Origin of the sequence: Porphyrobacter sp. GA68, assembly GCF_022605525.1 — a bacterium.
GTDB lineage: Bacteria > Pseudomonadota > Alphaproteobacteria > Sphingomonadales > Sphingomonadaceae > Qipengyuania_B.
Window position 1 is genome coordinate 1,148,382 of record NZ_JAKQYJ010000001.1, and the last position, 20,269, is coordinate 1,168,650.

Genomic DNA, 20,269 nt, shown 5'->3' on the forward strand with positions numbered 1-20,269 from the left:
CGGCCGCGCCGTTATCGAGCAACGGAGCCGATTCACCTCATCAACGGAGCTTTTGTAAATGGCCGATGCCACCGACGACCGCCTGCGCCTTCTCATCGAGCGGATCGAGCGCCTGGAGGAAGAGAAGAAGGGCACCGCCGACGACATTCGCGACGTGTATGCAGAGGCAAAGGCGGTCGGTTACGACCCCAAGATCATGCGTCAGGTCGTCCGCCTCAGGAAAATGAAGCCGAATGACAGGGAAGAGCAGGACATGGTGCTGGAAACCTACAAGGCGGCGTTGGGCATGGGCTGACCCCCTGGCGCGACAGCCGGGCGGAACAGCGCGCGGAGATCGGGATTGAACCGGCAAAGACTTTCTTGCCAAGGATTTACCGCCATGACCCAGCAGACCAGCACCGACGCCGCCTTCATCACCGATATTGCCGAAGAGCCGAGGATGCCGGGTCATGAATCCGAGATGGAGCGCAAGCCGCAGTGGCAGCCGCGTTATCCCGGATCGGACCGGTTGAAGGACAAGGTTGCGATCGTCACCGGCGCCGACAGCGGCATCGGGCGCGCCACCGCCGTCTTGTTTGCCCGCGAAGGGGCAAAGGTGTGCATCTCCTACCTCAATGAGCATGACGACGCGCAGGAAACCAAGGAGGCGTGCGAGGCCGAAGGGTCCGAGGCGATCATCATCGCCGGGGATCTGGGCGACAAGGCCCATTGTGACAAGGTGGTGCAGGACACCATCGACCGCTGGGGCCGGCTGGATGTTCTGGTCAACAATGCCGGCGAGCAACACCCGGACAAGGACATCACCGACATCACGGTGGAACAGCTGCAACGCACGTTCCAGACCAACATCTTTTCCATGTTCTACCTGGTGCAGGCCGCCCGCCCGCATCTGAAAAAGGGCGCGGCAATCATCAACTGCACCAGCGTGACGATGTACAAGGGTGCCGAAATCCTGCTGGACTACAGCGCCACGAAGGGGGCGATCACCGCCTTTACCCGATCCCTGTCGGAAAACCTGGTCAGCGAAGGCATTCGCGTCAACGCCGTGGCGCCGGGACCGATCTGGACCCCGCTCAACCCGTTCGGCGGACAGCCCAAGGAGAAGATCCCCGAGTTCGGCAAGGACACGCCCATGGGCCGGCCGGGTGAACCGAACGAGGTCGCACCGTGTTTCCTGTTCCTGGCGTGCGAGGACAGTTCGTACATGTCGGGACAGGTGCTGCACCCGAACGGCGGGACGATCGTCGGCAACTGACCTTGGGCGGGGCTAACCCATCAGATCGGCTGTCAGCAGCGCGAGGGTGAGGGCCGTGCCGTTGTGCAGCACGTGGAGCAGTATTGCCGACCATAAACCGTACTGCACCCTGGCATAGCCGAAGATAGTACCGGCGATCAGTTGCGGCACCACCAGAGCGAGAAGCAGCGGACTGAATCCTCCAGTGTAGTTGAACAGGTGAATGCTGGCGAACAGCAGCGCGCTGGCCCAGAAGAACAGCGGAAAAAGCGTGGCGAACCAGCGCAGCGGCGGCCCCTGCGGGACGCGCCACAGGGCCAGCAAGGCGAGCACCGCGCCGACGACCACGCCCAGACCGCCGGCGGCGCCTACCTCCTGCACGGGATCGGCCAGGCCAAGGCCGACGCCTCCGGCAATCACCGTGGTCAGGACGAAGCCGGCGATGAATGCGCCCACCGCGGCCAGGTGCGCCCCTCTGCCGGACAGCCAGCTGCGGAACGCCAGTTCCTCGTACAGCGGGGCGGCCAGCACGACCAGCGCCACCCACCCAAGATTCCAGTCGATCCCTTCCAGCTCGTTGTCGGGAAACTCGACCCCGCCCAGCATTGCCAGACCGCCGATCGCCATCAGCAGCGCCATGACCGCGTAGTCGAGGAGCAACAGGCGCCCCGTCGCGAGCAGCGTCTTGCGGCTGAACCCGGCAGCTTTCGCCGGTGGCCGGGGACGGCGCAGGAAAACGGCAAAGCGGCGCCACTCTCCGGTCAGCGAGTGCGCCACCGGAAGGGTTGAGGAATAGGTCATCATGCGGCTAATGCGGCCCAATCCGTTTCCATTGAGTGAAAGAACAACAAGCGTGGCCGGCCATTCCAAATTCAAGAACATCATGCACAGGAAGGGTGCGCAGGACAAGAAGCGCTCCAACCTGTTTTCCAAGCTCTCGCGCGAGATCACGGTGGCCGCGAAAATGGGCATGCCCGATCCCGACATGAACCCGCGCCTGCGGCTGGCCGTGAACGCGGCCAAGGCGCAGTCCATGCCCAAGGACAACATCCAGCGCGCCATCGACAAGGCCAGCGCGGCCGGCGGGGAGGATTACGAGGAGGTGCGGTACGAAGGGTACGGCCCCGGCGGCAGCGCGATCATCGTTGAGGCTCTGACCGACAACCGCAACCGGACGGCAACCAACATCCGCACGGCGTTCAGCAAGAACGGCGGCAATCTGGGCGCGTCGGGCAGTGTCGCACACGGGTTCGAAAGGCTGGGACTGATCGTCTATCCGGCCAGCGCAGGCGGCGAGGAGCAGGTGCTGGAAGCCGCCATGGAAGCCGGGGCGCAGGATATCGCTTCCTCTGACGACGGCCATGAAATCTGGACGGCTGCGGATGACCTGCACCAGGTCGCTGCCGATCTTGAAAAGGTGCTGGGACCGGCGGAAACGGTGAAGCTGGCGTGGAAACCGACGATCACCGTTGCAATGGACGACGCGAACACGGCAACCCTGTTAAAGCTCATCGATGCGCTGGACGACGACGATGACGTGCAGACAGTATGGGGCAATTACGAGATCAGCGACGAAGTGATGGAGCGGGTGGGGTGATCTGGCACGTCATCGCCAAGGCGCTGCTCGCCGGGGCGATGATTGCTGCGATTGCCGAGATCGGGCGACGCCTGCCCACAGTGGCGGCGCTGGTCGCCGCGCTGCCGCTGGTATCGGTCCTGGGCATGATCTTTCTGTGGCACAGCCGACCGGACCGCGAGAACATGGCGGTGCATGCGGAAGCGACCTTCTGGTATGTGCTGCCCAGCCTGCCCATGTTCCTGATCATACCGGCCCTGTTGCGCGGCGGATGGTCGTTCTGGCTGGCGCTGGGGGCGGGTATAGCGGTGACCGTCATCCTTTATCTTGCCATGATGCACTTGGGCCCGCGTCTGGGACTACGGCTCTGACTGTCCTTCTCGGGCTTGACCCCTCGTTGTCCTGCACGGGTTGGGGAGTGATCCGGGTGGAGGGCAACCGCCTTGTGCACGTCGCCAACGGGCAGATCGCGACGGACGCCGGCGCCGCCATGCCGCTGCGCCTCGCCTCCATCCATGCCGCCGTGATGGAAGTCATCCTGACCTATCGGCCGGATCGCGGCGCTTGCGAAGAGGTCTTTGTAAACAGGAACCCGCAATCGACGCTGAAACTGGCGCAGGCCAGAGGCGTAGTGCTCGCCGCTTGCGGAGCGCAGGGCATACCGGTGCGCGAACATGCCGCGCGATTGGTGAAGAAAGCCGTTGTGGGGACAGGTGCGGCGGAAAAACGCCAGGTGCAGGCGATGCTGAAAGTCTTGCTGGGGGGTACTCAGCCGGCCGGACCGGATGCTGCCGACGCTCTGGCGGTGGCCATCGCCGACGCGCATCTCGGGTCGTATTAAGCCGCCCGTTACCGCTTATGGGAACCGGGCGGCCAAAGTATCAGCTGGTCTTGAGCGACGGGCTGTCGCTGAAGCTTGACGACCCTCCGGTCGGGGAAGTCGAAGATCCCGTGGCGCTCGACCCGCTCAGCGCGGAACTGCCCGACGAGGTGCCGCCGATGGTCCGGTTGACCCCGGAATAGCTGTCGTTCGATGCTGACTTGTCGAACGGATTGCCATTCTTCTGATAATACTTGTAGCCGGCATAGCCGAGGCCGGCGAGGGCTGCGAGTTTCAACATGATGTTTCCTTTTGTTTCAAGGGGATTGTAGCCTGACTACGCCTCACCGCAGGATTTGCTCCCGCAGTGCATCGGCTTTCGGCTAACGCGTTCGCAAGGCGCGGCGGACGGGCGCAACGTGCCGTTGGGTGTCCTACGGCGGCCCGGCCTGCTAGCAGTTCGTCATGCGCAAGATCGCCAGCTTCGTTCGACGTGCCACCGGGCAAACCGGCCGAACGTTGTCGGCGGCCGGCATGTTTGCGCCTGGACAGTGTAACAGGCGGTCCACGTGTTCTTCAGGAGCGACAGAACGATGGCAATGACCCTCTACGGCATCCCCAATTGCGACACGGTGAAGAAGGCGCGCCGCTGGCTGGAGGAGCGGGATATCGCCTACACCTTTCATGACGTGCGTGCCGACGGCATTTCGCGCGACAGGGTAGAGCGGTGGGCCGACGCTGCGGACTGGCATTCGCTCCTGAACAAGCGCAGCGCGACATTTCGCAAGTTGCCCGACAAGGAGCGGGTCGTGCAGGACCGCGCAGCCGCAATCGACGCAATGCTGCAACATCCGACACTCATCAAGCGGCCGGTGATGGAGCATGGCGGCCGGGTGCTGGTCGGCTTCTCCGTCAGCGAATGGGAGAATGCCCTGTGCTGAAATGGCTGCTCCACGGCATCCTGTTACTAGGCTTTGCGACCCCATTGCTGGCGGAGAACGACATGCTGATCATCGCGCATCGCGGCGCCAGCGGCGAACGGCCGGAACATACCCTGGCCGCTTACGAGCGGGCGATAGATCAGGGTGCCGATTACATCGAACCCGATCTGGTCGTGACCAGGGACGGAGTGCTGATCGCCCGGCACGAGAACGAGATCGGCGAAACCACCGATGTTGCCGCGCACCCGCGCTTTGCGGACAGAAGGCGGTCCAAGACCATCGACGGGACGCTGGTGACCGGATGGTTTGCGGAAGATTTCACGCTGGAGGAAGTACGCACACTGCGCGCCCGCGAACGCTTGCCGCAACTGCGGCCAGGCAATGCGCGCTTCGACGGTCTGTACCCGGTACCCACTTTTGCGGAAATCATTGCCCTTGTGAAGGCGAGGGAGGCGGAGACGGGGCGGCGGATCGGGATATACCCGGAACTCAAGCATCCCACCTTTCTGCTGCAGGAGGCGGGCATCGACACGGTGGATTTGCTGGTCCTGGAACTGAGGCGGGCGGGCTATGCCAGGGCCGAGGATCCCGTGTTCATCCAGAACTTCGAGGTGGCGCCGTTGCGGCGGCTAGCCCGGCTGACCGATCTGCGGCTCGTTCAGCTGGTCGCCGCGCAAGGGGGTCCGGCAGACGAGCCGGGGATGCTTTATGCCGACATGGTGACGCCTGCCGGACTGGCGGAAATCGCCCGGTATGCCGCTGCCATCGGCCCGGACTTGCGGCTGGTACTGGACGAGAGCGGAGGAGCCACCCCCTTGATCGCCGACGCGCACCGGGCAGGATTGCAGGTGCACGGCTGGACACTGCGCAAGGAGAACGCGTTTCTCCCGGCGCGATTGCGATCAGCAGGCGGGGAAGGAGCGACGGGAGATTTCGCGGGGTTCTGGCGACTGCTCGCCGCGAGCGGAATGGACGCAGTGTTCACCGACGACCCTGCCCTGGCAGTCAGCGCGCGAGGTCAGGAACGCTGAGCGCCGAACGTGTGCGGGGCGCCGTGGTGCTCATGCCCCTCGCGCACGTGATGCGCGGGCACACGCGCCGACAGGGCGCGCAGGGAATACAGGTCGTAAAGGCTAAATCCCACCTTGGAGAAGATCGGCAGAACAACGAACAGTGCAACATCCGTGGTGCTGTCAAGCAGGCCCATTCCCGAGGGGCCCAAGGCCCAGATGAGCGGATAGCCGACCCACAACACCGACAGGAATGTCGCCACCTTCACGTAAGTCGAACCGACCTCCTGACCTTGGGAGTAGGCGATCCGGCGAAACGGACCCCAGGCGATGTAGAAGATGATGACGAGACAGACGCAGCCGATCGTGTACCACAGCCACTTCACCCCGTCGTCGGCACTAAGATCCGCCATCAAGCCAGACAGGATCATGATTACGTCCGCACCCATGATGGCAATGATGAGGGAGGTGTGCTTCTTCACGCTCCACATAGCCGTCCAGGCGAGGGTTGCCAGCAGCAGTGGTGTGGTGACGACCCAGTCGGCGTAGCGGGTCAGATAGACCGAATGGCCGTTGTTCAGAACGATCCCTTGATCCAGCGCACTGGCCATATAGGCAAGGCCCGACCAGATCGGGATGAACGCCGCCGCGGCATACTCGTAATGCGGGACGCCCTTTGGGTTGCGACTCCAGGCAATGATGACGATCGCGCCTGCGGCCATGCATGCGACGTAGAGCCACAGCCAGAACTCCTGCGTCGCGTTGGTCATCCCTGTTTTCCTGGCAAATGGTTAAGCGTTTGGCCGGAACACTGCTGCGGGCGCATGGTTCCTCAGCCGCTTGCCCGATCTCCCTGCGCATGCTCGCTTGGCAGTTCCACCTGATCGCCCAGAATCTCTCGCGAGTAGAGCTTGAGCCAGCCTGCATAGATCGCGATGGCGAGCGGCCCCGAGAAGAACAGGCCGAAGGTGCCGAAGATGTAGCCAGCCGCCAGAATGAAGAAGATGTAAAAGCCGGGCGGCACTGACACCACGCGACCTGTGACCAGCGGGGTCACGATGTTGATCTGAACCAGACGAACGCCGACATACGTCAGGATCACGCCAGTCAGCGAACCTTGCCCCGCGAACGCGAGCAGCAGGGCGGGAACCATGGCCAGGATCGGGCCGACATACGGAATGAATTCCGCCAGTCCGCCAAGGATGCCCAGCGCCCCGTATGCGGGCACGCCCGACAACCACAGGCCCAGCGTGATGAGAGCGCCGAGCACGACCATCGAAATCGTTTGCGCCACCAGCCACAGGCGCAAGGCGGTCCCGATCTCGATCAGGGTTTCGCAGGTCACGCGGCGGTATCTGTGCGGCGACAGCAATGCCAGGCCGTCCCTGTAGCGGCCGGGGTCGGCGGCAAAGAACACCGCCGCGGCCAGCACGATAAGGAAGTTGAACAGCACAACGGCCGCGCCGGTCACGATGGCGCGCGCCTCGTTCGTGAGCCAGGTCACCGTACCGCGCGACTGCACCGAGTCGAGCAGGAGGGCGCCGATTGGCTGCTCGCGCCAACTCGCCTGCAATGCCTCCCACGCCACCGGAATGTCTCGCCCGAGTATCTGCGCCTGCGCCGCCAGTTCCGAATAGAACAGCCAGCCAATGAGAGCCAGCACGCCCAGCAGGGCGGTTGTTGCGACCCCCAACGCGGGGCCGCGACCCATCGGAGTATGGCGCACGAGGAAGTCCGCCACCGCGCTCAGCAGCAGTGCGATGAGCAGCGATCCGAAGGCGAGCAGGAGCAGTTCCTGCGTGAGGACCACCACCACAATCACCAGCGCGAGGACAATCAGCTGGAACACCCGCCGCAGAAAGGCCGCGTCCTCCGGCGGGGGGCTGAGGATGGGCACTGGCCGCTCTGCTATTCGGAGCGCGCTGCTGCGACGATGTAGTTCAGCGCCATGTTATCGCTCAGATGCAGGCCGCGCGTCGGGGTAAACGCCACCCCGCTACGCCGGATCACGGCAAAGCCGGCTGCGGTCAGCAGTGCTTCCAGTTCTTCGGGTGTTACGAAGTCGCGCCAGTGATGTGTGCCCCGTGGTATTGCGCCGATCCATTCGGCAGCGCCGGACAGCAACAGAGCGGAAGCCGCCGTGCGGTTCGGGGTGGACATGACCAGCAGACCGCCGGGCGCGACGCTTTCGCTGACCGCGTGGATGAATGCCGCCTTGTCCGCCACATGTTCGACCACCTCCAGCGCAGTGACCAGATCGAAGGTGCCTAGGTCGAGGTCGCCGAGTTCGCCGGCGAGATAGCGGATCTGCGCAAAACCGGCTTGCTCGGCGTGGGCGGCGGCCGCAGAAACGTTTTCCGGTGCTGCGTCCACCCCGGTCACTTCCGCACCCAGCCGCGCCAGCGGCTCGCACAGCAGGCCCGCGCCGCAACCGACATCCAGCGCGCTTTTGCCCGCCAGTGGCCGCCGGTTGGCTGCATCGGTGCGCCAGTGCCGGTCGATCGCTTCGCGCAGAAATTGCAGGCGCACCGGGTTCAGCCGGTGCAGCATGGCCGAGCTGCCCGCCGGGTCCCACCAGTCCGCCGCCAGTCTGCCGAAATGCGTCGCCTCGTCCGGGCGGATCGTGGCGGAGGCGGCGGCGGTGGTTGCATCGCTCATCCACCCTCCTTAACAGCGCAGGCGGTTGCAATCCAGCAGGAGGCACACGGCTTGGCGCGCATCGTTATGAAGTTTGGCGGCACCAGCATGGCCGGGACGGAACGCATCCGCCGCGTTGCCAATATCGTGCGCCGTCAGCAGCACGCCGCCGACGGCACCAGGCACGAAATCGTGGTGGTCGTCTCTGCGATGGCGGGAGAGACCGACCGGCTGGTGAATTTCTGCCGCGAAGCCAACCCGCTGTACGACCCGGCGGAGTATGACGTGGTGGTCGCCAGCGGTGAACAGGTGACGAGCGGGCTGCTGGCTCTTACGCTGCAAGCGATGGGGTGCCCGGCGCGCAGCTGGCTGGGCTGGCAATTGCCGATCCGCACGATCGAGGCGCATTCGCGCGCCCGCGTGGAAGCGATCGAGGCGGATGCTCTGCTGCGGGCACTGGACGCGGGCGAAATCGCAGTGATCCCCGGCTTTCAGGGCATGTCGGATCAGGGGCGAGTCACCACGCTGGGGCGCGGCGGGTCTGATACGTCGGCCGTGGCGGTGGCGGCGGCCATTCATGCGGACCGGTGCGACATCTACACGGACGTGGACGGGGTCTATACCACCGATCCACGCATCGTTGCCCGTGCGCGCAAGCTGAAAGCGGTGACGTACGAGGAAATGCTCGAACTGGCCTCGGTCGGGGCAAAGGTTCTGCAAACCCGCTCGGTGGGGCTTGCCATGAAAGAAGGGGTGCGGGTGCAGGTGCTGTCCTCCTTCATCGACGACAACGCGACGCCGGCGGATGACCTGCCGGGCACACTCATCATCTCCGAAGGCGAGATGAATCAGATGGTGGAGAATGGACACATGGAACGGCAGCTCGTCACCGGCATCGCGCACGACAAGAACGAGGCGAAGATCATCCTCACGCGGGTTCCCGACCGCCCAGGCTCGGTGGCCAACATCTTCCAGCCGCTGTCCGCCGCGTCGATCAACGTCGACATGATCATCCAGAACGTCGGCCGCGACAAGGGCGAGACCGATGTGACCTTCACCGTGCCGCAGACCGACCTTTTGCGCGCCCAGGCGCTGCTTGAAGACCGGCGGGATGTGATCGGCTACAACCGGATCATCACCGACAGCCACATTGCCAAGATCAGCGTCGTGGGTGTCGGCATGAAGAGCCATGCGGGCGTCGCGGCGACCATGTTCCGTGCCTTGGCCGACCGGGGGATCAACATCCAGGCGATCACCACGTCGGAGATCAAGGTCAGCGTGATGATCGACGAGGATGAAACGGAACTGGCCGTGCGCGTGCTGCACAGCGCCTATGGACTGGATGAGGAGGAGACTGCCTGACGGGCTACTGCCCGGTCGCGGCGGGGTCCACCAGGGTGGGATCCTGAACGCGCTCGGAAGTGAGGACAATGTCGATTATCGTCTGTCCGGCAGCTCTCGCTGCGGCCACATCGCCTGCCGCGATCGCCTGGCGGGCAGCACCCACGGCCGTATCGAACCGTGCCTGAAAGTCAGCAGGAATCCGGCCTCCGCTCTGCGCGACCTGCGCTTCGAGGCGGTCTAGCGCGCTGCGGGCACTGTCCAAATCCTGCGCTTCCTGCAATTCACGCGCGGCTATCCCAATGGTGGACAGCGATTGCCGCGCATCCAGTTCGGCCTGCGGAACACCGGGCGCCGCTGTCGGTGAAGCGTTGACGGGCTGGCCGGCAGGCTCCGCCATCTCCGCTGTTTCCTGACCGCAGGCGGACAGGGTGAGTGCGGTGCTCGCCAGAAGCATGAGCTGCCAGGGTTTGCGAAGGTTCATGAGCTTTCCAGTCTGGTTAGGGCCGAAGCGCCGGCGTTTGCCGGACCAACGCGCAGTGCCGCGATGGTATCCGGCTTGCCGCCAGCAAAGCAGCGGCCTAAGCGGCACTCCCCATGACGACCTATCCCAGAACTTCGCGGCTGATGGCCCGCGGCACCGCGTTCCTCGGCACCGAACACGCCGTCATGTGCGGCGCGATGAGCTGGGTGTCGGAACGCAATCTCGTGTCGGCGATCAGCAATGCGGGTGGGTTCGGCGTGATCGCGTGCGGCGCAATGACCCCCGAACTGCTCGATGCCGAAATCGCCGCCACCAGAGAGCGCACGCATAAGCCGTTCGGCGTCAACCTCATCACCATGCATCCGGCCCTGTTTGATCTTATCGAGGTGTGTGACCGGCATGGCGTAAGCCACGTCGTACTCGCAGGCGGAATCCCGCCCAAGGGCAGCGTGGAAGCGATCAAGGGCGGCCGTGCGGCCGCGAAGGTCGTCTGCTTCGCGCCTACGCTGGCTTTGGCCAAAAAGCTGCTGAGGTCGGGTGCGGACGCGCTGGTCATCGAGGGGATGGAGGCAGGCGGGCATATCGGTCCTGTCTCCACCAGTGTGCTGGCGCAGGAAATGCTGCCGGAACTGGCCGAGGATCACCTGGTCTTTGTTGCGGGCGGGATCGGTCGCGGCGAAGCGATCGCCGGTTATCTTGAGATGGGGGCGGCCGGCGTGCAGCTTGGCACCCGGTTTGCCTGCGCCACCGAAAGCATCGCGCATCCCGACTTCAAGAAGGCTTTCTTCCGTGCCTCGGCCCGCGATGCGGTGGCGAGCGTGCAGATCGATCCGCGTCTGCCGGTCATTCCAGTGCGGGCCCTGCGCAACAAGGGCGGCGACCTGTTCAATGCCAAGCAGCGCGAGATTGCCGGAGCGCTCGACCGCGACGAAGTTGCGATGGAAGAAGCGCAGTTGCAGGTGGAGCACTACTGGGCCGGTGCCCTGCGCCGCGCGGTCATCGACGGCGACGTCGAAAACGGCAGCCTGATGGCCGGGCAATCGGTAGGAATGGTGCGCCGCGAGGAACCGGCGGCCGACATCATGGCCGAACTGATGAACGAATGCGAAGCCGCGCTCTCGCGGCGGTGAATCGGCCTATGTGCGCCACCCGGCGGCCTCAAACACCCGTTCGGTAATCGCCTCTGCTGCCCAGCCGATTGCAGCGCCGGCAGTGATGTCGCTGAGATAGTGGGCGCATCTAGGGATCTGCACCAGCGCGACCATGGTGGCCAGCAACCCTGCCGCTGGCGCTGCATCCGGGTATGTCCGCGTCACCGCGCGCGCGACTGCGACTGCGCCCGCAGTGTGGCCGGACGGAAAGCTGTTGAAGTCGCCCTCGTAGCGTTCACCCGCGCCGCGTTCGTAGCGATTCTCGTCCACCAGCAGCTTGGGCCGCGTGCGATCAACTTGCCGCTTGATTACGGTTTTTGCCGCCGTGGCCGCCAGATGGGCCGACAGCATCCGCGCTCCCGCCAGCGCCAGGCGCGGCCGCCGCGTCAGCAGACCGGCTCCCAGCGTCGCCGCACAGATCGCGATAAGGGGCGGCTGATCGGCGAGTTCGCTGATCGCGCCCATCGTCCTGACTACCGGATGCCTGCGATACCGGCCCGCTTCCCGCGCGATGGCGACATCCGCCTGCTCGATGGAGTTCGCGTCATCGCCGGCGGGCGGAACGGTCTGACGTGAGGAAGTGGCCATCGATGATTGCATTCGCCTTACTGGATCAACGCCATAAGCGTTCCAGCGGGCCCATGCGTTCCCGCTGCCACAACAGGTAAGCAGAGGTTCGCCAGCACAATGCTCGCGAACCTCTGTCGTTTGCGCTCGGTTGCTGTCAGACGGTTGCGGCGATCGTCACCAGGGCGATGCCCCAGAACAGCACCAGTGTCGGCAGGATCAACGTCTGCACAGCGGCATCGCGGCCGCTGCACCAGCCGGTGTAGGTCATGATGCCGTGCCGCTCCAATTCGCCCAGCGTCTGCGCGCGGGTGCTGTTGGTTTCCGGTTTCATGCGCGCCCACGCCATAGGCACCAGGTAAAATCCTGCGGTGAAGATGACGCAGATGGCCATCGGCAAGGCCATCTCAGGACTGGCAAAACCGATGCCGGTTACGGCAAAAAACCCCATGAACAATCCAAAGAAGGCCGTGTGCATCGCCACGGGTAGGCCGAAGTTGCGCTGCTGGAGATCCTGGGGAATATTCGGTTTCAACTGCGGCGCGGCGACAAGTTGGTTGGTCTGCGCCAGTTCGAGCCTGCTTAGCGGACGGGTCATCGGAACGTCTCCTTGGGTAGTGCAGACATTTTGGCGAACTTCCCGGTAGCGCGCTTTGACCTGGATCAATTGCAGCATTTTTCAGGCCGACTAATGCGATTGCCGCGCCCATGTGCCCGGCCTATGACCTGTTGCCGAAGCAGCAGGGAAGGATCGGCCATGTGCGAAGAGGCGATGCTGGAGAAGTGGGCGAAGCAGGCGATCAGCCGCAGGGGGTTGGGCATGCTGGGCGCCGCGGGTGCTCTGGCCGCATGCACATCCATGAGCGGGGCGGGGCAGACAAGTGCCAGGGTGCAGGGTCGACGAGTTTCCGTCCAGCTCGTCGACGGTGTCAACGATGCCTACTTCACGGCGCCGGCCGAGGGCCGTCATCCCGGTGTGATCATCTGGCCTGATGTTGCCAGCCTGCGTCCCGTGTTCATCCAGATGGCTGACCGGCTCGCGGCGGAAGGGTTCGCCGTGCTGGTCATGAATCCCTATTACCGCGACGTGCGCGCGCCCGTCTGGCCGGACTTTGCCGCCTTCGTGGCCGATGGCGGATTCCAGAAAGTGCGGCCATGGCGGGCCAAGCTGACCAAAGATGCCATCGGGCAGGATACGCGCGAGGCGGTCGCCTGGCTCGGTGCCCAGGACGAGGTGGACAGCGCCCGCGGCGTCGGGGTCGAGGGCTATTGCATGGGTGGCCCATTCGCTGTCTGGAGTGCGGCGGCGGTCCCCGCGCGGGTGAAGGCCGCGGCAAGCTTTCATGGCGGCGGCCTTGTGACGGACCAGCCGACCAGCCCGCACCAGACCTTTGCCCAATCCGAGGCAAGTTACCTAATTGCCATATCCCAGGATGACGATGCGCAGGCGCCCACGCACAAGACCGTGCTGCGCGAAGCCGCAGATGCGGCGGGACGGGCTGCGAGGGTGGAGGTGTTTCGGGCCGATCACGGCTGGACTGTCCCCGATTCGCCGGCCTTTCAGCGGGCGGAGGGTGAGCGCGCCTACGCCATGCTGCTGGAGCTTTACCGCGGAGCCTTGTGAACAGGCGGCGGCCCTGATCGCGGCCGCCGCCCAATTGCGCGGGGCATTCACCGCCGGGTGTCGTCCAAGCCGTCCGCAGATGGTGAAAACCCGGCGGTGGCGACTAGCCCCGCCGGTCGAGCTTGTGGCCAACTTTGACCGCCAGCACGATGAGCGGCGGGACCAGAACAAAGGACAGCACGATTTTGGCCAGGGCTTGTCCCACGATGAGGTCCGCGATCGGGAATTCGCCATAGAACGCCAGGGTGATGAAGATCACCGAATCGATCGCCTGGCTGATGGCCGACGCCAGCCCGCCGCGCAGCATGAGCCACCAGCCATTGTTGCTCGCCGCGGCGCGTCCGCGCAGCCTGTCGAACAGCCAGACATTGAGCAGGAGCGACACGCCATAGGCGATCGGCCCCGCCGCCATGATGCGCGGTGTGCTCGACAGGACAGTGTTGAAGGCGGCGAGTCGTTCGCCCGACATCTCCGCCGAGGGCGGCAGTTGCAGCACCACGACGATCAGCAGCACGGAAATCGCCAGCGGCACGAAGCCCCATAATACCATGCGATCCGCCGCCGGCCGACCATGCAGCTGCGCGACGGCGCTTGAAAGGACAACAAGGACGAGGAAGGCGAAGATGCCGCTTTCGACTGCCAGGCCCACGAAAGCGACCTGCTTGAAGGCGAGTACCCCCGCAATCACCGTCATGCCGCCGTAGATCAGCGCAAAAACGAACAGGGAGCGGGCGATCGACGGGGTGGCGGTCTGGGTCAGGCTCATCGCGCACGGCTATGGCTTTCCACCGCGAAAGGGAAGCACCGAAGGTCCATCGCCACGCAACCATCCACAAGGAAGGTGCCCAACTCCCGAACTCAACATTTGACGCGAGAGCCGCGCCGGGCAATGAGCATGGCGGGGTCAATCGGGTCTGCGGGAGGACCAGCGTTTCATGCCGCCATTCGTTATCAGCCTGGCGGGCATCGCCGTCATCCTGCTCATTGCCTTTGCCCTGTCCACTGCGCGCCGCCGCATCCGGCTGCGGGTCGTGGCCAGCGCCTTTGGCCTGCAGGCGTTGCTTGCCTTTCTGGTGCTGGCGACGACCGGCGGGCGACAGGTCATCCGCGCGATGTCGGACGGGGTTGCCGCGCTGCTGTCATACGCCGGGGCAGGCACCGCGTTTCTGTTCGGCGCGGACAACCCGCTGCAGAACACCTTTGCTCTGGGCGCGCTGCCGGTGATCGTGTTTTTCGCCTCCCTTGTCTCCATCCTGTATCATCTGGGTATCATGCAGCGGGTGGTGCGGTGGGTCGGCGGGGCGATCGGCTGGTTGACCGGGATCAGCCGCGTCGAATCGCTCGGCGCCGCCGCGAACATATTTGTGGGCCAGTCAGAAAGCCCGCTGGTCGTGCGGCCATACCTCGCCGCACTGGCGCCAAGCCGATTGTTCACCCTGATGAGCGTCGGCATGGCCGGGGTCGCGGGAACCATTCTTGCCGCCTATGCCGGGTTGCTCGGGCCAAGCTATCTCCCCTTCCTCCTTGCAGCGGCCTTCATGTCCGCGCCCGGCGGTATCCTGATGGCCAAGATCATCATGCCGGACGAAGACGAACCGTTACCGCAGGCGGAGGGAAAAATCCTTCTGCCTGAAGCGCGAATCAGCGCAGAAGGTCCGGCGGCGCTGACCGAGGCCGGACGTCCGCACGAGGTGGAGGCCGCCGAAAGCTTCGAAGAAGGGCAAAAGCCGGCAAACGTGATCGAGGCCGCCGCCATGGGGGCGCAAACCGGCGTCAAACTGGCGGTGGCGGTCGGTGCGATGGTGCTGGCTTTCGTCGCGCTGGTGGCGCTGGCAAATGGCTTGCTAGGCTGGGCTGGCGGGCTCTTTGGCCTGCCCGACTTGTCGTTCCAGCGGCTGCTCGGTTTCGTATTCGCGCCCGTCATGTTTCTTATCGGTGTGCCGTGGCAGGAGACCGGCGTTGCCGGGGGACTGTTCGGAACCAAGATCGTTTTGAACGAATTCGTCGCCTTTATCGAACTGGGTGGCCTTGATGCTGCGGCCCTGAGCGAGCGCAGCCGGGCAATCGTCACCTTCGCGCTGTGCGGGTTCGCCAATTTCTCCTCCATCGCGATCCAGATGGCGGTGACGGGTGGCCTTGCTCCGAACCAGCGGCCGGTGATTGCGCGGCTGGGGCTGCGCGCGCTCGCTGCGGGGTCGCTCGCCAATCTGATGAGCGCTGCGCTTGCCGGTCTCTTCCTCCCATATTAAAGCGGCGCCCATGTCCGATATCGCCACCGTGTCCATCGCCCGCCCGCTTGAAGACGTAGCGCAGGAGCTGGGCCGCTCGTTCGAAGAATACGGCTTTGCCGTGGTTTGCGACCACGGCATCCCGGTCCAGCTGATCGCCCGTGCGGAGGCGCTGACAAAGGAGTTCTTCGCTCTTCCTGACGCGGTGAAGCGCCAATATCACCAGCCTGGCGGTGGGGGAGCGCGGGGTTACACCCCGTTCGGAACCGAACGGGCGAAGGACGCGCAGGTCCACGACCTGAAGGAGTTCTGGCACGTCGGCCGGACGTTGCCGGACGGGCATCCGTTTACCCCATACATGAGCGCCAATGTCTGGCCGACAGAGGTCCCGGGCTTTCGCGAAACATTCGAAGAGTTGTACACCGCCTTCGAACAGGCCGGCGCCCGTGTGCTGGAGGCGATTGCCCTGCATCTGGGGCTGCCGCAGGACTGGTTTGCCGACACGGTTCGCGACGGCAATTCGGTGATGCGGCTGCTGCACTATCCACCACTGACCGGCGCAGATGCCGAAGGGGCGATCCGGGCGGCGGCGCATGGCGACATCAACACCATCACCCTGTTGCTAGGAGCGCAAGAGGCGGGGCTGGAACTGCTCACCCGGCAGGGCGAGTGGAAAGCGGTCGATACGCCCGAGGGCGCGCTTGTGATCAACATCGGCGACATGCTTGAACGGCTCACGAACAATCGCCTGCCCTCGACCAAGCATCGCGTGGTGAACCCGCGCGGAGAGGCGGCCTATCGCTCGCGCTATTCCATGCCGTTCTTTCTGCATTTTCGCCCCGATTTCGTGATAGAAACCCTGCCAAGCTGCATCGACTCGGCCGCGCCCGACGATCACCCTGAACCGATTTCGAGCCACGCGTTCCTGCAACAGCGTCTGCGCGAGATCAATTTGGCCTGATAAATGGTGCAGTGCACAAGCTGAGGCGCCGAAGATGCAGAATCTTCCGGCATGATGCGTTTGTGCAACACACCAACGTTCTGAAAAGAAAGAGTTTCCGCGTTACTTTCGGCTAGCGGCGATTTCCACAGCCGCTTGTCACACGGCTGTAACATCGCCAGTGCCTTGGCCATCGCGAGACGACCGCAGCCGCCGGTCACCCGCCCCATCTACAAAGTTAATCGCCGTGAAGGGATCATAAAGCGATGAAACTCAAGTACCTCCTGGCCGCTTCTGTCGCGGGCCTGACCACCACCGCTGTCCTGCCGACCCCCGTGGCCGCGCAGCAGATCACGTCCGGTATTCAGGGGCAGGTAACCGATCAGAACGGTACGCCGCTGGCCGGGGCGACGGTGACGGTAACCGATACGCGGACGAACCAGCAGCGCACGAGCAGCACGAGCAATGACGGCCGGTTTCGTTTCGACGGCCTGACCACGGGCGGCCCTTACACTGTCACGGCTATCTCTGCGGGATTGGAAGGTCAGTCCGTCCAGGACGTCTTCCTCAACCTGCAGGGCAACACCCAGCTGATCTTCGCGCTTGAAACCGCAGCAACCGAAGGCGATGTCATCGTGGTGACCGGCGCACGTGCCAGGCTTACCCAGCTGGCGGTTGGTCCCGGCAGCAGCTTCACTGCCGAGGTGCTGGCCAATGCGCCCACGTTCAATCGGGACGTGCGCGATGTCATCCGCATCGATCCGCGCGTCAGCCTGGACCGGGATGATGGCGGGTCGGGGCAAGACCGTATCTCCTGTCTCGGCGGCAACGACCGCGGCAACGCCTTTACCGTCGACGGCATCAGCCAGGGCGACGTTTACGGCTTGAACGACACCGGCTTCTCGTCGCGCTCGTCAACTCCAGTTCCCTTCGACGCGGTGCGTGAAACCCAGGTGCAGTTCGCGCCGTTCGATGTCGACTTCGGAAACTTCACCGGCTGCGCCATCAACGTGGTGACGCGGTCGGGGACCAATGACTACCAGTTTGGCGGCTTCTTCGAATACTCTAACAGCGATCTGCGGGGTGACACTGTTGCGGGCCGTCCGGTCGCTCCGATTGAGCCGGAAAAGCGGTGGGGCGTTTATCTTGGCGGACCGGTGATCCGCGACCGGCTGTTCCTGTTCGGCGCTTACGAGCGGCAAACTGCCGGCCAGTCCCAGGACGACGGACCGGCAGGCGGCGGCTACGCGAACGAGCTGGCCGGGGTGACGGTCACCCAGTTCAACGAGATTTCACAGGTACTCCGCGATGTGTACGGCATCGATACCGGGCCGCTGGTCACCAATCGGCCGTTCAAGAACGAACGCTGGTTCGTGCGCGGCGATCTGCAGATCACAGACGATCACCGGCTGGAGGCCACCTATCAGCGTCTGGAGGAAGCGGCGACACGCCCGGACGATTTCTTCACCGGGGCAACCTCGCCTCAGATCACGGGTCTCAACACCTTCTCGCTCAGCGGAACCAGCTCGAACTACTACTCGGCCCGTCTGTACTCGCAATGGACGGACCGGATATCCACGGAACTGCGTTACTCGCGTTCCGAAGTGCAGGACATCCAGGATCCGATCGGCGGCGGCGAAGCGCAGTCGGCCAATCCCATTCCCCGTATCATCGTTGGCGTGCCCAACGCCGCTGGAACGGGTGGCGGAACGGTACTGGCAGGGCCGGGCACCTCGCGCTCCGCAAACGACCTGCGAACAATCATTGATCAGTATCGCGCCGTGCTGAGGCTGGACGCCGACCGGCACCAGTTCAAGTTCGGCGGGGAAGTGAACCACGCCGACCTGTTCAACCTGTTCGTGCAGAACGCGACCGGCACGCTGGTATTCCGCAACGTCAACGATCTGCGCCAAGGTCTGCTGTCGCCGGGCACCGGCAACAACCAGACCAATACGCAGCCGGCAAACGTCGTGACCGGCCAGACCGAAGGCGCCTTTGGCAACGTCACCGCGACGGGCGACATCAACAGTGCCGCCGCCGCGTTCACCCGGACCATCTACTCCGCCTTTGCCCAGGACGAATGGCAGATGACCGACCAGCTCGGCCTGACCGCCGGTGTTCGTGTCGAATGGTATGATGGCGGTCGTCCCGACCTCAACCGGAACTTCGTCGCCCGCTACGGCATCAACAACAACACCGGGTTCAGCAACCTTGACCCGATCGTCATGCCCCGCATCGCTCTAACCTATGACGTCACCGACTTCTCCGTGTTCTCCCGCACTCAGCTGCGCGCGGGCGCGGGCGTCTTTTCGGGCGGCGATCCGCTGGTCTGGTTCGGCAACGCTTTCCAGAACGACGGCAGCGCGTTTGCCCTTGGCACCACACAGGCGGCAGGCTGTCCGACCGGTCAGATCGACGTGGTGGTCAACGGCCAGTTCACGGGCGTCCCGGCGTGCTTCCGCAATGCTGCCAGCGCCACGGCGGCCGCCGGGCAGGGCTTCACACAATCCATCGATCCCGACATCAAGGTCCCGTCGGTGCTCCGGCTCAACGCCGGGCTTCAGTCGACCCTGGATTTCGCGACCGCAGGGTTCTTCAGCGGGTGGAACATCAATCTCGACTACATCTACAGCAAGTATCGCAACCCCTACACAGTGGTGGACCTCAGCCAGACACCCAATCGCAGTCTGGGTCTAAACGGGTTCACCATCGACGGGCGCCCGATCTATGTGACGATAAACCCGCTCAACCCGGGCTGTTCGGCGCGTCTGGTGGACATCACCCCCACCCCCATCTTCGAAGGGTTCAGCCCCGCCTGCGTCACCACGGCGCGGGAGGACGAGCTGATGCTGACGAATTCAGGCGGGTTCCGCAGCCACAACGCCTCCTTCATCCTGTCCAAGCAGTTTGATCGCGGCGTCTTCACCGAAGGTGGTTCGGCGTTCTTCAGCCTCGGCTACGCGTTCTCCGACGCACAGGATCGCCGTAACATGTACAACTCCACCGCCGGGTCAAACTACGACCTGACGGCGGCGTTCGACCGGCAGGATCCGGCGGCATCGCGTGGCTTCTTCTCCAGCAGGCACAACATCTCTCTGGCGACGAGCTTCGGCGAAACCGTGTTTTCCGACCTGATGACGCGTCTGAGCGTGACCTTTGTTGCTCGGTCCGGTCGGCCTTACAGTCTGACGTTTACCGGCGGGTCGGTGTTCAACGACAACGCGTCCGGCGTCGACAACGCGCTCGCCTACATCCCGACCGGTGCGAGCGACCCCAATGTGTCGCCGCTGTCCGCACCAGGTGTAGCGCAGCAGGTGGCGGACTTCGCTCAGGGACTGAAGTGCGCGCGTAACTTCGCCGGTCGTACCATCGATCGCAACACCTGCTCGAACGACTGGTTCTTCGACGTCGATCTGCAGCTGTCGCAGGAACTGCCCGGCCCCGGCCGCCTGTTCGGCCGCAATGATCGCCTGCGCGTCTACGCCATGGTCGACAACTTCCTGAACCTGCTCGACAGTGACTGGAACGTTCAGCGCCGCCGTGACTTCGCCGGACGCCAGGACATTGCTCAGGTGAGCGGCGTCGATCTGCAAGGCCGCTACATCTTCACCAACGCGAACGGCATCGGAACGTTTGACAGCGACAACGGCATCAATGTGTCGTCGTCAGTGTGGCGCCTCAAATTCGGCGTGAACTACGACTTCTGATCGCCCGCG

The 20,269-nt window shown here is 64.2% G+C and carries 22 protein-coding genes; 13 read left to right on the forward strand and 9 right to left on the reverse strand.

What is annotated here, in order from left to right; all coding sequences use genetic code 11:
• The first annotated feature begins 58 nt into the window (after window positions 1-58).
• On the forward strand, window positions 59-295 hold the full coding sequence (locus tag LHJ54_RS05700) for a DUF2312 domain-containing protein (protein ID WP_228242950.1): 237 nt from the start codon (window positions 59-61) through the stop codon (window positions 293-295).
• 84 nt (window positions 296-379) lie between these two features.
• The gene (locus tag LHJ54_RS05705) at window positions 380-1,255 is read left to right on the forward strand and encodes an SDR family oxidoreductase (RefSeq protein WP_228242951.1); all 876 of its coding nucleotides are present in this window, start codon (window positions 380-382) and stop codon (window positions 1,253-1,255) included.
• 12 nt (window positions 1,256-1,267) lie between these two features.
• Here LHJ54_RS05705 and LHJ54_RS05710 read toward each other — a convergent pair whose 3' ends face one another.
• Window positions 1,268-2,038: a type II CAAX prenyl endopeptidase Rce1 family protein gene (locus tag LHJ54_RS05710; protein WP_228242952.1), complete on the reverse strand. Its 771-nt coding sequence runs from the start codon at window positions 2,036-2,038 to the stop codon at window positions 1,268-1,270.
• 49 nt (window positions 2,039-2,087) lie between these two features.
• On the opposite strand from LHJ54_RS05710, the gene LHJ54_RS05715 reads away from it, so the two are divergent.
• The 3 genes from LHJ54_RS05715 to ruvC are packed head-to-tail and all read left to right on the forward strand — an operon-like array spanning window position 2,088 to window position 3,651.
• Entirely contained in the window at window positions 2,088-2,831 is a 744-nt protein-coding gene (locus LHJ54_RS05715) for a YebC/PmpR family DNA-binding transcriptional regulator (RefSeq protein WP_228242953.1), read from the forward strand.
• Window positions 2,831-3,181 carry a DUF3147 family protein gene (locus LHJ54_RS05720; RefSeq protein ID WP_228244307.1) on the forward strand — a complete coding sequence of 117 codons (351 nt, stop codon included), beginning with the start codon at window positions 2,831-2,833 and terminating at the stop codon, window positions 3,179-3,181. Before LHJ54_RS05715 ends, LHJ54_RS05720 begins: the two co-directional genes overlap by 1 nt.
• Window positions 3,178-3,651, forward strand: a complete 474-nt coding sequence (gene ruvC, locus LHJ54_RS05725) for a crossover junction endodeoxyribonuclease RuvC (protein WP_228244308.1) — start codon at window positions 3,178-3,180, stop codon at window positions 3,649-3,651. Before LHJ54_RS05720 ends, ruvC begins: the two co-directional genes overlap by 4 nt.
• 40 nt (window positions 3,652-3,691) lie before the next feature.
• On the opposite strand, the gene LHJ54_RS05730 is transcribed toward ruvC, so the two are convergent.
• Window positions 3,692-3,931: a hypothetical protein gene (locus LHJ54_RS05730; protein ID WP_228242954.1), complete on the reverse strand. Its 240-nt coding sequence runs from the start codon at window positions 3,929-3,931 to the stop codon at window positions 3,692-3,694.
• Between the two features lie 292 nt (window positions 3,932-4,223).
• On the opposite strand from LHJ54_RS05730, the gene LHJ54_RS05735 reads away from it, so the two are divergent.
• Both LHJ54_RS05735 and LHJ54_RS05740 read left to right on the forward strand, forming a co-directional pair.
• Window positions 4,224-4,571 (forward strand): ArsC family reductase, encoded by a 348-nt coding sequence (locus tag LHJ54_RS05735; protein WP_228242955.1) that lies wholly within the window; start codon window positions 4,224-4,226, stop codon window positions 4,569-4,571.
• Window positions 4,550-5,602, forward strand: coding sequence for a glycerophosphodiester phosphodiesterase (locus LHJ54_RS05740; protein ID WP_373457055.1), 1,053 nt, complete (start codon window positions 4,550-4,552; stop codon window positions 5,600-5,602). Before LHJ54_RS05735 ends, LHJ54_RS05740 begins: the two co-directional genes overlap by 22 nt.
• Here LHJ54_RS05740 and LHJ54_RS05745 read toward each other — a convergent pair.
• The 3 genes from LHJ54_RS05745 to ubiG form a co-directional block, all read right to left on the reverse strand.
• Window positions 5,590-6,351, reverse strand: coding sequence for a bacteriorhodopsin (locus LHJ54_RS05745; protein WP_228242956.1), 762 nt, complete (start codon window positions 6,349-6,351; stop codon window positions 5,590-5,592). The genes LHJ54_RS05740 and LHJ54_RS05745 overlap by 13 nt on opposite strands.
• Window positions 6,352-6,413: 62 nt before the next feature.
• The gene (locus LHJ54_RS05750; RefSeq protein ID WP_228242957.1) at window positions 6,414-7,478 is read right to left on the reverse strand and encodes an AI-2E family transporter; all 1,065 of its coding nucleotides are present in this window, start codon (window positions 7,476-7,478) and stop codon (window positions 6,414-6,416) included.
• A gap of 11 nt (window positions 7,479-7,489) precedes the next feature.
• Window positions 7,490-8,239, reverse strand: a complete 750-nt coding sequence (gene ubiG, locus LHJ54_RS05755; protein WP_228242958.1) for a bifunctional 2-polyprenyl-6-hydroxyphenol methylase/3-demethylubiquinol 3-O-methyltransferase UbiG — start codon at window positions 8,237-8,239, stop codon at window positions 7,490-7,492.
• A gap of 51 nt (window positions 8,240-8,290) precedes the next feature.
• On the opposite strand from ubiG, the gene LHJ54_RS05760 reads away from it, so the two are divergent.
• A complete protein-coding gene (locus tag LHJ54_RS05760) occupies window positions 8,291-9,580 on the forward strand; it encodes an aspartate kinase (protein WP_373457056.1) in 1,290 nt (429 codons plus the stop codon).
• Between the two features lie 4 nt (window positions 9,581-9,584).
• Here the strand turns inward: LHJ54_RS05760 and LHJ54_RS05765 are convergent, their stop codons facing one another.
• Complete coding sequence (locus LHJ54_RS05765; RefSeq protein ID WP_228242959.1) at window positions 9,585-10,043, reverse strand: hypothetical protein; 459 nt, start codon at window positions 10,041-10,043, stop codon at window positions 9,585-9,587.
• Between the two features lie 113 nt (window positions 10,044-10,156).
• On the opposite strand from LHJ54_RS05765, the gene LHJ54_RS05770 reads away from it, so the two are divergent.
• A complete protein-coding gene (locus LHJ54_RS05770; RefSeq protein WP_228242960.1) occupies window positions 10,157-11,173 on the forward strand; it encodes a nitronate monooxygenase family protein in 1,017 nt (338 codons plus the stop codon).
• Window positions 11,174-11,179: 6 nt separating this feature from the next.
• On the opposite strand, the gene LHJ54_RS05775 is transcribed toward LHJ54_RS05770, so the two are convergent.
• Together LHJ54_RS05775 and LHJ54_RS05780 are read right to left on the reverse strand one after the other, a co-directional pair.
• Entirely contained in the window at window positions 11,180-11,782 is a 603-nt protein-coding gene (locus tag LHJ54_RS05775) for a phosphatase PAP2 family protein (protein WP_228242961.1), read from the reverse strand.
• Window positions 11,783-11,918: 136 nt separating this feature from the next.
• Entirely contained in the window at window positions 11,919-12,359 is a 441-nt protein-coding gene (locus tag LHJ54_RS05780; RefSeq protein ID WP_228242962.1) for a hypothetical protein, read from the reverse strand.
• A 159-nt stretch (window positions 12,360-12,518) separates the two neighbouring features.
• Here LHJ54_RS05780 and LHJ54_RS05785 point away from each other — a divergent pair, with 159 nt between their 5' ends.
• Window positions 12,519-13,385, forward strand: a complete 867-nt coding sequence (locus LHJ54_RS05785; protein WP_228242963.1) for a dienelactone hydrolase family protein — start codon at window positions 12,519-12,521, stop codon at window positions 13,383-13,385.
• Window positions 13,386-13,488: 103 nt separating this feature from the next.
• On the opposite strand, the gene LHJ54_RS05790 is transcribed toward LHJ54_RS05785, so the two are convergent.
• The gene (locus tag LHJ54_RS05790) at window positions 13,489-14,151 is read right to left on the reverse strand and encodes a queuosine precursor transporter (protein WP_228242964.1); all 663 of its coding nucleotides are present in this window, start codon (window positions 14,149-14,151) and stop codon (window positions 13,489-13,491) included.
• A 169-nt stretch (window positions 14,152-14,320) separates the two neighbouring features.
• On the opposite strand from LHJ54_RS05790, the gene LHJ54_RS05795 reads away from it, so the two are divergent.
• From LHJ54_RS05795 to LHJ54_RS05805, 3 genes are all read left to right on the forward strand, one after another.
• Window positions 14,321-15,634, forward strand: coding sequence for a NupC/NupG family nucleoside CNT transporter (locus LHJ54_RS05795; protein WP_228242965.1), 1,314 nt, complete (start codon window positions 14,321-14,323; stop codon window positions 15,632-15,634).
• 10 nt (window positions 15,635-15,644) lie between these two features.
• On the forward strand, window positions 15,645-16,574 hold the full coding sequence (locus tag LHJ54_RS05800) for an isopenicillin N synthase family oxygenase (protein WP_228242966.1): 930 nt from the start codon (window positions 15,645-15,647) through the stop codon (window positions 16,572-16,574).
• Window positions 16,575-16,819: 245 nt separating this feature from the next.
• Window positions 16,820-20,260, forward strand: a complete 3,441-nt coding sequence (locus LHJ54_RS05805; protein WP_228242967.1) for a TonB-dependent receptor — start codon at window positions 16,820-16,822, stop codon at window positions 20,258-20,260.
• The last annotated feature ends 9 nt before the right edge of the window (window positions 20,261-20,269 follow it).